The sequence below is a fragment of the Brucella sp. NBRC 12950 genome (genome assembly GCF_030268145.1).
Taxonomy (GTDB): Bacteria; Pseudomonadota; Alphaproteobacteria; order Rhizobiales; family Rhizobiaceae; genus Brucella.
This window is the reverse complement of record NZ_BSQC01000014.1, coordinates 66400-78561: the sequence shown is the minus strand read 5'-3', so window position 1 is coordinate 78561 and position 12162 is coordinate 66400. Positions and strand designations below refer to the sequence as shown.

The following is a 12162-nucleotide window of genomic DNA, read 5'->3' as shown; positions in this document are numbered from 1 at the left end:
CTTCGTCCTTGGATAGGCGCTTTACCGCTGCCGCCCTCGATGAGCTCGGAGCTCGCGCGCGGAGGATTGCCTCTCTCGACGACTTTAAATCCAACTTTTGCATGAAACGTCTATAGGCACTGGAAGGCATAACGGTCTTCCTTCATTTAGGGGCTTGGGTCTGGCCCGTTTCCGTAGCGCCCTTATCAATTGCCGCAGAGAATAACACCATGCGCCTTTAACTGGGCGAACGCAACTACAGTCGACATTTGCCCGCCCAGCCCTGCCGCCTCACTTAACGCGCTCGCTCGCCTTATCACTTTTCTCATCCACAATAGGTTTGCGCGCATGAGCGCTGTAACAAGACCAATCTTGCCTGTAAGCGCTGCAGCCGTCATTTGCGCAGATCCGCGTAAAGAGCCATGCTAACGCTTATTGGAGCGACAATGCATGAGCGATAGGCGCGACTTCTATAGCTCATTTTCTCTGCCATATCCGAGCCATAGAACCGCGCTCTATCGCTCGGGGCAAAGCCGGTAAGGTTTCTTGTCGGGGGCCTGTGATTTAGAGCTGGTTAAAAATTTAGCCCCCAGCGGGATGTTGAATGATGATTTTCTTTAGTTCAAAAGGAAATTGAAGAGCCTTCTAGGCCCAGTCAGTTTCGTGGATGAGTTTCCATTGCGCGAACGGAGCCCATTGCCTAGTCAAGTTCAGCAAATTTTGCCGCCATAGTCGGATTGCCGCGTGTCAGTCGCTTAACTGTTAGATCCTCAGCCTTGTCATTCGCAAGCCGCAAGTTGTTGGCGGATTTGTGGAGCGCTTCTTTCGTTTTTTCCAGATCCTTGATGGCTTCATCAATACGTTTGATTGCCTCCTCAAAGCCATCAGAAGCCAAGCGCCAGTTGCGCCCGAATGCCGACTTGAAGTCGTCAAGCTGGGTTTCAAAGTTCGTGATATCAACGTTTTGCGCTTTCACCAGCGCCAGCTCCGTCTTGTATTTTAGCGAGTTCATCGCGGCGTTGCGCAGAAGCGTGATGATGGGAATAAAGAACTGCGGCCGCACGACATACATTTTCGGATAGCGATGTGAAACGTCTACGATACCCGTATTATAAAGTTCACTGTCAGGCTCAAGCAGTGAAACCAGCACCGCATACTCACATCCCTTCGCACTGCGATCCTTGTCGAGCTCTTTGAAGAAGTCTTCATTCTTCTTTTTGGTGGCCGTCTCATCGTTCTCGTTTTTCATCTCAAACATGATCGAAACGATTTCCGAATTCGAATCGTCCAAATCTCGGAAGATAAAGTCGCCCTTGCTGCCGTTGCGCGCGTCATTATCCTTTTCAAAATACGCCCGCGGGAATGCGGTCGCGCGAAGCCGATCGAACTCGGTGGCGCAATGTTGTTCGAGCGTCTCGCCGATCATCTTTGTCGACAATCTCGCCTTCATATCCCTCAAGCGTTCAATAGCGTCGTCACGATCCTTAAGCTGTGTCTCGTATTTGTCCCTGAGCGCTGTTTCGGCCAGCTGCTTTTCGAGTGCAACGCGAGAAAGTCCATTCTTGAGTTCTTCGCGTTCTTTCTCGACTGCGCTGACAGCTTGAGTGACGGCGAGTTTCTGTGACAGCTCACCCGCGTCGAGCTTCGCCTTCAAGCTTTGGATTTCGGCGTCCTTCGTTAAGGCAGCTCTCTGCAATTCAGAAACGAGCTTAGCCTCAGCCAGCTTCGACATTGCTTCCTGATCCCGTTTCGCGCTCTCAAGTTCGTTCGCCAGCATATCGCGTTGCTTTTCAACACCATTCAAAGCCTCGGCAATTGCAAATTTCCGGGCAACTTCGCCGGCTTCAAGTTTTGCTTTCAGCTCTTGAATTTCAGAGTCCTTTGCCGACGTTGTTTTCTGCAACTGACTGGCGATTTTCGCTTGGGCAAGTTCAACGGCGTTCTGTTTGTCGCGCTCGGCTAGCTCTAGCCTCTCATGCAACTGTTTATCAAAATCACTATCCCGCACCTGTTTAAGAATATCGGCGTAACCCGCCTCGTCTATCTTAAAAGCCTTTTTGCAATGCGGGCAGATAATTTCGTGCATATTCGTTTCCGTGAGCCTTGGATTGAACCTCTAGAAAAAAGTCCTATCGCTGGAATGTTTTGACGCCATGTGAACGATCACAAGCAGCTTGGTCAAGATCAGTTTCGCTAAGTTGCGTTGCCTCAGAGACCTGCACGCTGTAGTGCGAATAAAAAAGTCAACGCACAATAGGCAAGCCGCAACCGCGTATGCGGCCACTTTAATAGCCGCAAACAAGCCTTGTCGTGATCCTGCGACCAGGAAATCGGAAAGTTTTGTAAGTTATCCCGCAGGCAATAACATGCAACACATTGAACCCATCTCTCTCCATCACACTACTTTTCATTCAGAACAAACGATCATCGGAGCTCTCGTCTCATTGCTCGCTGGCGCGCTCAACAAGGTGCATCGTCTAGGCAATTGGAACCGGCCTGCTAGAACTGACAGCTGTTTAGCCGTTCAGAACAATCTATAGTCCAGCATGGCCGTCAGAGGAGAAGCAGCGCATGTTTGACTGGGAATGGAAGGCTTTTGTCTCATCGTTTGAAACAAGCCAGGGGCCATGGCAACTCTTCGATACGCCCTCCAGCTCTAATATGCATCCGGCAGCACCGCCGTTTGCGACCTCAACCCGAAGCACAGATCCCGGAAATCTGGTTTATGTAGAGTACTTCCATGCATTTCCCGACAACACGCACGTGTATTTGTCATGGGAAGCTGAAACGCCTGACAAGGTTGTGGACGTGTTGCATATCGCAGCCCGTTCATTCCGTGCGGCAGGCCAACGTTACGTGTCAGAAATACAGATAAATGGTATCAACTATTCCCCACGCGAACTCGGCTGGAGGATACAATCCAATGTAGATCGGATCAATCTCGACGCTCCCTGGACAGCAATGAGTGGGGACCAAAGCTTCGCAGCCCATTTGGCAACACAAACGAAAACCACTGTCGACGGATTTCTCACTGAAGTTTACCGGCCGAGTAGCAATGTCGCTGAAAAAGCATTCAACGCATCCCGCTGGCCCGGCAGAAACCTTGTTCCCTCGGAACTTTTGGGAGTGGATCGGTTCGAGTACACCGGAAAACCCGCCAACGAGCAACGTTGGAACCATCCAAGCAGGGTTAAAAATAGTCCAAGCTACATTAATGGGCGTCGTTATAGGTTCCATCCAGGTCAACCGCCCTTGGATATGGCCCGCCAAGACTACCCGCTTGCGGCAGTGGGTCAGATGAGGAACATTGCCCAAGTCGGAGAACCGATCTCCGATATTGTTTACCTTTGAAGTCCGTCAGATATGGCTTCTGGCCACAAAATATCAAATCCTATTGTCCGAAGCCTTCGTATCCACTTTGCTTCCCGCGCACTGGAACAGGAAAATGCGACAGGAGTTAGTAATATGACCTTAGCAGAAAAGACGCCTACATTTGGCAACGCCGTGTCAGGTATCCACCTCGATAAAGGTGGAGATGGCATCTCAGTCTGATAACGCAACCGCGGACCAGGTGAGCTTCACGGCTCGCTCGCTGTTTTTCGAAATGTACCGGAACTTCATCATCTGGAACGTCCGGTCGTTCGTCGTTAATTGCTTCAAAGACCTTGCTGCGAAACCAAGCATCATGCGCTTCGCTGCCTTATATAAGTTCGAGCGGCAATTCCCCTTCGTTCGCCGTCCGGGTGAGTAAGATACGAACTACGTCCGAAACCGTAAGCCCATACTTTCAAGCACCGCGGCGGCACGACCCCGAACTTCAGCATAAATGCGAGTTTGAACTAGTGCGTTCGAAGCCAAAGGCATCTCCTACTTAATGTCGTTTGTAATGCATATGAATGACGTCATCTATAGAAGATTTCCGTGTGCGCCAGGCCGATGCGTTTTTCGTCTTAGAAGGATACGACCCTCTTTCCCTTGTCGTTGAACGGTGTGCTGATAACTAGTTCGGGCGACTGTAAGCAGTTGAGTGCGCATGTTTGAAATCGCGGACCATGATCGTCAGAGTGCGCAAATAGACGCATGTTGATATTGGCATAGTTTATGCGCTCAACCATCAACCTTGATGACAATCTCTTAGAAAAAGCCAGATTATTGACCGGCACGAAAGAGACAGCCGCTCTAGTCCGACAAGCGCTAGAAACACTTGTGCGACTGGAGACTGGTAAACGTCTTATCGCCCTTGGAGGCACAATGCCTGACGTTGAAGCAGCTCCTCGCCGCCGGAGCTCAGTAAAGAAGTGATATTGGCGGACACTTCAATTTGGATTGACCATTTTCGCGGCGGCGATGATGAGCTGATTAAGATTACCGGAGATGATCTTTTGGTTTGCCATCCAATGATTATTGGCGAACTTGCGTTGGGCAGTCTCCGAGACATCACTAGTGTCTTGGATTTTTTTAATGCGCCGCGGGAAGCTCAAGTTGCAACGCATGACGAAGTCATGGCCATGATTGAAAAGCACTGCATTTTCAGCTTGGGCATTGGTTATACAGATGCCCATCTGTTGGCCTCAGTTCTTCTCGACTAGCGAACATCACTATGGACACGGGACAAGAGCTTAAAGGTTGCGGCTGAGAAAGCCGGCGTGCACCTTTACGAGCCGCTTCACAATTCATTATGAAACGAGACTATCCATTCAACTGATTGCCCGTCAGGACCCGAGTTGCTCAACTTGATCGCCCCCCGCTGAACTAATTCATTGATGAGATCCCAGTCGCTAACTTATTTACATGAGCGCCTAGTTACCCTCGAAAATGTCTGAAAGTTCAGCATAGACAGCTTCATTCCCGGCAATGACAGGATTTCCTTTCCTCAGACCGTCGCCAGCGAGGAAATCGTTGGTGATAAGCCCGGCTGCACGAATTATTGCGATCGCGCCAAGACAATCCCAGGAATTAATATGTGGCTCGATGTATCCAATCAGGCGACCGCTTGCAACATAACAGAGCGTCAAAGCGCCCGAACCCTCGCGACTGAACATTCCCCCTGCCTTTAGCAGCCGCTCAAACATCGGCAGAAACTCGTCGGGTGTAACACGCGGGGAATAACCAACACCCACAATTCCTTCACGAACAGACCGCGCTGGATGTCGCTCAACTTCTTTACCGTTCAGTGTGGCAGCCCAGCTCTCGCCGCCAGCGAACAGTTCGTCTCTCGCGGGTGCATAAACCATCCCAAACTTGAGCGCTCCGTCTTTGACAAAAGCGATCGAGACGCACCAACTCGTCATGCCGGAAATAAACGGTTGCGTGCCGTCAATCGGATCTACAACCCAGATACCCTGACTAGGTTCGAAGGCAGTGATGCCAGTTTCCTCTCCGAGGAAGGCATCCTCGGGAAAATGCTTAGCAAGTCTTTCTTTGATGAGAAGTTCGGTCTGAAGATCGGCTTCACTTGCCATATCTTGAAGACCCTTGCTCTGAATTGTCAGTGCCTCCCGATTGCTAAAATACTGGTTTGCAAGATCGCCAGCCTCGCGGATTAGTGCGAGTGAAAACTTATAACGTTCATCGATTGCATGAGAGTCGGTCACATTGGTTTCCCTTGTTTTGAAGTGCGACATGGGCAATTTTTCAATCTTTCCAGAGCCAGGCGGCTCCGCGCACGCCGCTGGAATCCCCGTGGATCGCTTTGCGAATAGGGGTGTGGAACACCGTCGAAAAAGTCCGCTTGGCAAGCGCCGCGGGCAGATCCTCGTAAAGTTCGTCCACATTCGACATGCCGCCACCCATAACAAGAATATCTGGATCAAGTGTGTTGACGACAGTCGCAAGTCCACGGGCAACCCTGTCGATATAACGTGACCATAACATGCCGCTTAAACGATCCCCTGAACGCTTGCGTTCTATGATTTCACGCGCTTTCAATTCCTCTTGAGTGTGGCGGCGGTATTCAGCCTCAAACGCACGGCCAGAAACCCAAGTCTCCATGCATCCATGGCGGCCGCAATAGCATGGCTGACCTGGCAACTCCGTTACATCAGGAAACGGCAGCGGATTATGTCCCCACTCGCCGCCACTATTATTGGGTCCGTGATGGGCTTTTCCTGCGACCGCAATACCTGCTCCCGCGCCGGATCCCAAAATGACTGCAAAAACTACGTTGTAACCAGCGCCCGCCCCGTCCATTGCTTCTGAAGCAGCGAAGCAATCCGCGTCATTTTCAACTCTGAGATCACGCTTGAGACAATCATGAAGATCCTTCTCGACCGGTCTGCCCAATAACCAAGTTGAGCTTGCTCCCTTGCCGACACGACTGACTGGCTCAAGTGATCCAGGAATACCGATGCCCACGGACCCGTTTTTTCCTGTCTGCTGTTCCAGGGCGGAAATCATATCCTTAATTACGCTGATACAGCCAAAATAGTCGTGACGTGGCGTATCGGCACGCAGGCGCAAAAGCTCCTGACCATCTCTTTCCATAGCGACACCTTCAATCTTAGTGCCACCCCAGTCAATTCCAATCAGCATGTTCCTCCCTTCCCGCAGTTGCACCTCCAACTGCCGCAGACTTATAAAATTTTATAATTGCCGGCTAACTAAATAGAATATCCCTGTCCCGGGCATATTCGGCAAGAAGCGGCAAGCTCGCCGCGCCCAACACACGAGCGTCACTGCCAATATTGCCTTCAACTATTTCAACCGGCGCAACCCCCTGAACTTCCATCAGCGCGACTTTCTCGCGGGTCCGGCGGACAAGCTCAGCACGCACATGGGGCGGGAACCCACCGTCGATCACCACATTGTGGAAGTCGATTACCGAAATTGCTGAAGCGATCACAAAGGCAAGACTGTCAGAGGCCTGTTCCGTCCAACGATCCAGCACCACACCCAGATGGCTCCAATCCTCCGATTTATGCCAGATCAAGCTGGGATCTCCACCCGCCTCGACGATCATGCGTTCAAGCAGATAGATTGAAGCGCATTGTATGAGCCTTTTTGGTGCTTCGCCTGCAACAGGTGAAGGCACAGGCGCGGAACCGATTGATCCCGCATAACCACGGCGCCCTGGATACAAAGCACCATCGAGCACCACGCCACCGCCAACAAGCGTGGCAAAAAACACGTAAAGAAAATCCTGATACTTTCGGCCGACACCAAAGGCCATCTCGGCTGCGCATGCAGCTGTGGCATCGTTATAGGCATGAACCGGCATAGAGAAGGTCTGCTCAATATGCGTCTTGAGATCAAAGGCCCTCCAAGCGTCAACAACGGCGTGGGGCGCACCAACCTCTTCTTCCCAGCTCCACATTTCAGATGGCATCGCAATTCCGATGCCCCGTACTCGCCCCAGCTGAATCCGCGTCATGTTATCGATGATTTCGTTGATGCCTTTATCAACGAAATTGACCAGCAATGAGGGTGTGGGATAAGCAAAATTAAGACTGATTAGGCGACGCACCTGTCCAGCCATATCCATTAGCACGAGCTCAGCTGTCCGGCGCCCAACTTTCACACCGATCGAAAAGGCACCCTCTGGATTAAGCGACATTGGTACGGACGGCTGGCCAACTTTGCCGCGCTGTGGCTCGCCACGCAAGAGCAAGCCATCACTTTCGAGCTGGCTCATGATTACCGAACTCGCCTGCGCGGAAAGCCCGGTCATGCGTGAAACCTCCCCTTTCGATAGGGGTCCATGAGAGCGTATGAGCGAAAGCACCAGCCGCTCATTATAAAGCTTCATCCCGGTCTGATTTGTTCCCCGGCTCGGATCACTCAAGCTTGGCTGAAACTCTTCAAGTCCATCCATCTTAAACAATGCCACCTCCCCGTTCAAAAATCGCATCATACAAGCCGATTGCGCAAATTCGTGCACCATCCTCTTGGTCCGCGACCCGCGACTAACCTCACGTTTTTACCGATCTCAATGTTAGCATCGATAATTAGAGATTTCCATCAACACGTCAATATTTAAATCATCCGGTGTGATTATTAACGCGTTTGGCGGATTAGAAGCTCCTATATAGGCGCTTTTTCATACTGTTTCGCTTTTTATTAAATCATCCGGTATTATATATTGACAGAGATGGAGATAGCTGATTGCATTTAGGAGCCAGCGCTGCGGAGGAGGCACTGTCAGTCTGGTCGCAATTTTTTGAAGCCGGCTACACCGGCACTGGGAGGAATGATGCGCAAACATTTCACACTTATCGCTTCGACCCTGGCGATCGCCACATTTTGTTATGGCAATGCCCACGCCAACGAAACAAGCGTCTGCTTAGTAACGAAAACAGAGAACAATCCTTTCTTCGTAAAAATGAAGGAAGGCGCGACCGCTAAGGCTGCAGAACTGGGTATGAAACTACTCAGCTATGCGGGCAAAGCGGAAGGAGATGTCGACACACAGATTTCAGCGATTGAGTCCTGCATTGCGGCGGGCGCAAAAGGCATCCTGTTGGTGCCAAATGACTCAAGTGCACTTGTACCTGTGGTAAAGCAGGCGCGCGATCAAGGTGTATTGGTTGTCGCACTCGACACACCACTCGCACCCGCCGACGCAGCCGATGCGACCTTCGCTACCGACAATTTTAAAGCGGGTGTCCTGATCGGTGAATGGGCAAAAGGTCGTATGGGAGAGAAAGCCAGCGATGCGAAAATTGCCCTTCTCAATCTTAATGCCCAACAAATTACAGTCGATTACATGCGTAATCAGGGCTTCATGTCTGGTTTCGGGATCGACATCAAAGACAAGACCCGTATTGGCGATGAGGACGACAGCCGGATTGTTGGAAATGAAGCCAGTAACTCCAACGAAGAGGGTGGACGCACGGCTATGGAGAGCCTGTTACAAGTCAATCCGGAGATAAATCTGGTCTACACTATCAACGAGCCCGCTGCAGCCGGCGCACATGAAGCGATCAAGGCCGCAGGGCTTGAAGACCAGATTACCATCGTGTCCATTGATGGTGGTTGCCCTGGCGTCAATAACGTCAAACAAGGCATTATCGGAGCGACATCTATGCAGTTCCCATTGCAGATGGCGTCGATGGGTGTGGAAGCTATCAAGACATACGTCGATAGTGGAAAGAAGCCACAAGCCTCAGATGGACTGGATTTTGTCGACACTGGCACCGAGCTTGTTACCGACCATCCTGTCGAAGGTACGAAATCGATTTCGTCGGAAGAAGCGCTCAAAAAATGCTGGGGTTAGTCCGGTATTCCATAAAATTCTGACGACGAATGCGGGTGGTTTTTCAACGGCCATCCGCGATCGCCAAGGCCATGAACACAGAGGGTTGTCATGTCAAACGCCCAGACATCGCAGGAAGTCCTGCCTAAAGTCGCAACCGATCAACCAGATCATGCGCGGTTTGAAACACCCAATGCCGGGCTTCTCACCCGCCTCCAGCGGTTCTTCCACAGCTACCCTACTTCAGTACCACTCGTCGTACTCATTCTGGCCCTGATTGGCTTTGGAATTGTGGCTGGGGACCGCTTTTTTTCCGCCTACAACATGTCGCTGATTGTGCAGCAAGTCTCGATTATTGGCATTCTCGCAGCCGCCCAAAGCTTGATCATTTTGACTGCTGGCATCGATTTATCTGTTGCAGCTGTTATGGTTCTTAGTTCCGTTATTGCTGGAAATCTTGCTGTCAAGCTCGGCGTTCCCATCAGTTTTGCACTCCTGATCGCCTTTATGTGTGGCACGGCAATTGGTCTCTTCAACGGATTTCTCATCACCAAAGTCAAGTTGCCGCCTTTCATTGCGACGTTGGGTACCTGGAACATCTTTTATGCACTCAATCTTTACTTATCCGGCGCGCAGTCTATCAGGGGAACTGAAATTGACGCTGCAGCGCCAGCGCTCAAATTCTTTGGAAAAACCGTTTCTATTTTCGGGGCACAGATCAGCTACGGTTCCCTTTTGCTGATCGCCCTGTTTGCAATACTCTGGTACGCGCTTTCACGTACGTCCTGGGGACGTCATGTCTATGCAGTGGGTGACGATCCTGAGGCTGCAAAGCTGGCTGGCATTCGCACTGATCGCGTCCTGATCTCAGTTTACGGCGTTGCTGGCTTCATCTGTGCCCTTGCTGGCTGGTCTGCCATCGGGCGTGTGGGCTCAGTATCTCCTACCAGCTTCTTCGAGGGCAATCTGCAGTCAATTACCGCCGTAGTAATTGGTGGAATATCCCTTTTTGGCGGTCGCGGCTCCATCCTTGGTCCCCTGATTGGAGCTCTCATTGTAGGCGTCTTCCAATCTGGACTACGCATTGCGGGCGTCGACGTGCTTTGGCAACTCTTCGCAATCGGCTGGCTGATCCTGCTTGCCGTGGCTGTCGACCAGTGGATCAGAAAGGTATCAGCATGACCCTCACTCCGGTACTGCAGGCAAAAGGCCTATCCAAAAAATATGGACGCGTTGTCGCCATAGATGGAGCAGATTTCGAGCTTATGCCGGGAGAAATTCTGGCAGTCATCGGCGACAATGGTGCGGGCAAATCGAGTCTGATCCGGGCTCTCTCTGGTGCACTTAAACCCGATAGTGGCGAGATCCTGTTAGATGGCAAGCCGATCAATTTCTCATCCCCGATGGAAGCTCGTCATGCAGGAATTGAAACGGTCTATCAGACACTGGCATTGTCACCTGCATTGTCGATCAGCGATAATATGTTTCTTGGCCGCGAGATTCACAGCAAGGGTTTGATGGGCAAGTACTTTCGACAACTTGATCGCCAAACAATGGACCGTGTAGCACGCGAAAAGCTCAACGAGCTGGGCCTGATGACAATTCAGAATATCGCTCAGCCCGTCGAAACGCTTTCGGGAGGTCAACGTCAGGGGATTGCAGTTGCACGCGCCGCAGCCTTCGGGTCAAAGGTCATCATTATGGACGAACCGACAGCAGCGCTCGGCGTCAAGGAATCTCAAAAGGTTCTTGAATTGATCAAGACCGTGCGCTCGCGCGGGGTACCAATTGTGCTCATCAGCCACAACATGCCCCACGTTTTCGAACTGGCGGACCGAATTCACATCCATCGGCTGGGAAAACGACTAGCCGTGGTACGCCCGACGGAATGTTCAATGTCAGATGTGGTGGCAATGATGACCGGCGCCATGCAACCCTCATCTGAAATGCTGCAGTGACGTCATTAAATTGATCCGTGACGCCCGACACGTTGTGCCCGGCATCCGTAACTTTGCGTGCTTAAAAGGTGTAGCTTGAAATTTTGCTTCAATAGTTTCGCGTTCAGCAGTTTTCCGACATTTTTGCCAACCTATTCGCTTCAAGAGACGATCCGTATCCTGGCCGCAATTGGCTATGATGCTATCGAGATAGGATGCTGTGCGCCCCACGCCTGGCCAGATCACCTTTCCAATGATGATCGCAGGGAAATCGCCAAGACCGCAAAGGGTGAAGGTATTGCCATATCAAGCCTCTTACCGGCAATTGGCGGAGGGTTCGGCTGCAACCCTTGTTCAATTCTGGCAGCTGAACGACAGGCTACAATCGATCATTACAAAAAAATCATCGATCTCGCACATGAGCTTGATGCCGGAATGGTTCTTTATATCGGCGGCTGGCGCGCGCAAGGCATGTCGCGGTCTGACGGTTGGGCGTATAGTCTGAATTGTCTGCAACAGGTTGCGGCTTATGCAAATGCGGCCGGAATCCAGATTGCCATTGAACCCACCACAGCAGACACCAATCTGATTGATAGCGCTGCAGACGCGCGACGCATGATGGCTGAGTGCGAAGCCACCAATGTCGGGCTCATGTTTGATAGTTGTCATGTAGACTTTGAAGGACAAAGCCTGTCGTCTTATGTCGACGCGATGAGCGATGCATTGATACACCTTCACGCAGCCGACACAGGACGCACCGCGATTGGAAAGGGTAAAGCAGACTGGGACAGTCTGCTTAAGGCGCTGCTGAGACATCAGTATAAAGGCTATTTCACGGTAGAAACGGGATTTGGCGATAGAAACGTTGATCCAGTAGAGGTTGCCCGCTCCAGCCTCTCCTATTTGCGAGATCGATTAAATGTTCTGAGTGATTGTCGTTAACATCAAGTCGACACGAGAACTCAAGTAACTATCCAGCTACGAACTTCGTCGGCTCCTCACTGCCTTCAGCCTGAAGAACGCCTATTGGGGCGGAGCGGACACATTTGCCTTGTC

10 protein-coding genes and 2 pseudogenes are annotated in these 12162 nt (G+C 51.3%); 7 read left to right on the top strand and 5 right to left on the bottom strand.

Features of this window, described 5'->3' with window-relative positions:
- Positions 1–679 precede the first annotated feature (679 nt).
- Entirely contained in the window at positions 680–2065 is a 1386-nt protein-coding gene (locus QSJ70_RS21410) for a DUF2130 domain-containing protein (protein WP_215779369.1), read from the bottom strand.
- A 485-nt stretch (positions 2066–2550) separates the two neighbouring features.
- On the opposite strand from QSJ70_RS21410, the gene QSJ70_RS21405 reads away from it, so the two are divergent.
- The gene (locus QSJ70_RS21405) at positions 2551–3330 is read left to right on the top strand and encodes a hypothetical protein (RefSeq protein WP_215779371.1); all 780 of its coding nucleotides are present in this window, start codon (positions 2551–2553) and stop codon (positions 3328–3330) included.
- A 232-nt stretch (positions 3331–3562) separates the two neighbouring features.
- On the opposite strand, the pseudogene QSJ70_RS21400 reads toward QSJ70_RS21405, so the two are convergent.
- Positions 3563–3837, bottom strand: a pseudogene (locus QSJ70_RS21400) (type II toxin-antitoxin system RelB/DinJ family antitoxin); the annotation flags it as partial.
- A 243-nt stretch (positions 3838–4080) separates the two neighbouring features.
- Here QSJ70_RS21400 and QSJ70_RS21395 point away from each other — a divergent pair.
- Positions 4081–4281, top strand: coding sequence for a type II toxin-antitoxin system VapB family antitoxin (locus tag QSJ70_RS21395; protein ID WP_200637042.1), 201 nt, complete (start codon positions 4081–4083; stop codon positions 4279–4281).
- Positions 4278–4661: pseudogene (locus QSJ70_RS21390) on the top strand (PIN domain-containing protein). Before QSJ70_RS21395 ends, QSJ70_RS21390 begins: the two are co-directional and overlap by 4 nt.
- Positions 4662–4778: 117 nt before the next feature.
- On the opposite strand, the gene QSJ70_RS21385 reads toward QSJ70_RS21390, so the two are convergent.
- The 3 genes from QSJ70_RS21385 to QSJ70_RS21375 all read right to left on the bottom strand — a co-directional run bounded on the left by QSJ70_RS21385 (position 4779) and on the right by QSJ70_RS21375 (position 7789).
- The gene (locus QSJ70_RS21385) at positions 4779–5573 is read right to left on the bottom strand and encodes an inositol monophosphatase family protein (RefSeq protein ID WP_215779373.1); all 795 of its coding nucleotides are present in this window, start codon (positions 5571–5573) and stop codon (positions 4779–4781) included.
- 40 nt (positions 5574–5613) lie between these two features.
- Positions 5614–6510: an ROK family protein gene (locus QSJ70_RS21380; RefSeq protein WP_215779374.1), complete on the bottom strand. Its 897-nt coding sequence runs from the start codon at positions 6508–6510 to the stop codon at positions 5614–5616.
- A gap of 64 nt (positions 6511–6574) precedes the next feature.
- Complete coding sequence (locus QSJ70_RS21375; protein WP_252349233.1) at positions 6575–7789, bottom strand: ROK family transcriptional regulator; 1215 nt, start codon at positions 7787–7789, stop codon at positions 6575–6577.
- Positions 7790–8167: 378 nt separating this feature from the next.
- Here QSJ70_RS21375 and QSJ70_RS21370 point away from each other — a divergent pair, with 378 nt between their 5' ends.
- The 4 genes from QSJ70_RS21370 to QSJ70_RS21355 all read left to right on the top strand — a co-directional run bounded on the left by QSJ70_RS21370 (position 8168) and on the right by QSJ70_RS21355 (position 12048).
- A complete protein-coding gene (locus QSJ70_RS21370) occupies positions 8168–9190 on the top strand; it encodes a substrate-binding domain-containing protein (protein ID WP_252349234.1) in 1023 nt (340 codons plus the stop codon).
- Positions 9191–9280: 90 nt separating this feature from the next.
- Complete coding sequence (locus QSJ70_RS21365; RefSeq protein WP_215779380.1) at positions 9281–10351, top strand: ABC transporter permease; 1071 nt, start codon at positions 9281–9283, stop codon at positions 10349–10351.
- Entirely contained in the window at positions 10348–11127 is a 780-nt protein-coding gene (locus tag QSJ70_RS21360) for an ATP-binding cassette domain-containing protein (RefSeq protein WP_285539423.1), read from the top strand. The genes QSJ70_RS21365 and QSJ70_RS21360 overlap by 4 nt, the downstream gene beginning before the upstream one ends.
- A 75-nt stretch (positions 11128–11202) precedes the next feature.
- Positions 11203–12048 carry a sugar phosphate isomerase/epimerase family protein gene (locus tag QSJ70_RS21355; protein ID WP_285539421.1) on the top strand — a complete coding sequence of 282 codons (846 nt, stop codon included), beginning with the start codon at positions 11203–11205 and terminating at the stop codon, positions 12046–12048.
- The last annotated feature ends 114 nt before the right edge of the window (positions 12049–12162 follow it).

Coding starts and splice junctions, on each gene's coding strand:
- QSJ70_RS21375 (WP_252349233.1), bottom strand. CDS start 7,789: ATGGATGGACTTGAAGAGTTTCAGCCAAGCTTGAGTGATCCGAGCCGG.
- QSJ70_RS21405 (WP_215779371.1), top strand. CDS start 2,551: ATGTTTGACTGGGAATGGAAGGCTTTTGTCTCATCGTTTGAAACAAGC.
- QSJ70_RS21395 (WP_200637042.1), top strand. CDS start 4,081: ATGCGCTCAACCATCAACCTTGATGACAATCTCTTAGAAAAAGCCAGA.
- QSJ70_RS21410 (WP_215779369.1), bottom strand. CDS start 2,065: ATGCACGAAATTATCTGCCCGCATTGCAAAAAGGCTTTTAAGATAGAC.
- QSJ70_RS21380 (WP_215779374.1), bottom strand. CDS start 6,510: ATGCTGATTGGAATTGACTGGGGTGGCACTAAGATTGAAGGTGTCGCT.
- QSJ70_RS21360 (WP_285539423.1), top strand. CDS start 10,348: ATGACCCTCACTCCGGTACTGCAGGCAAAAGGCCTATCCAAAAAATAT.
- QSJ70_RS21365 (WP_215779380.1), top strand. CDS start 9,281: ATGTCAAACGCCCAGACATCGCAGGAAGTCCTGCCTAAAGTCGCAACC.
- QSJ70_RS21370 (WP_252349234.1), top strand. CDS start 8,168: ATGCGCAAACATTTCACACTTATCGCTTCGACCCTGGCGATCGCCACA.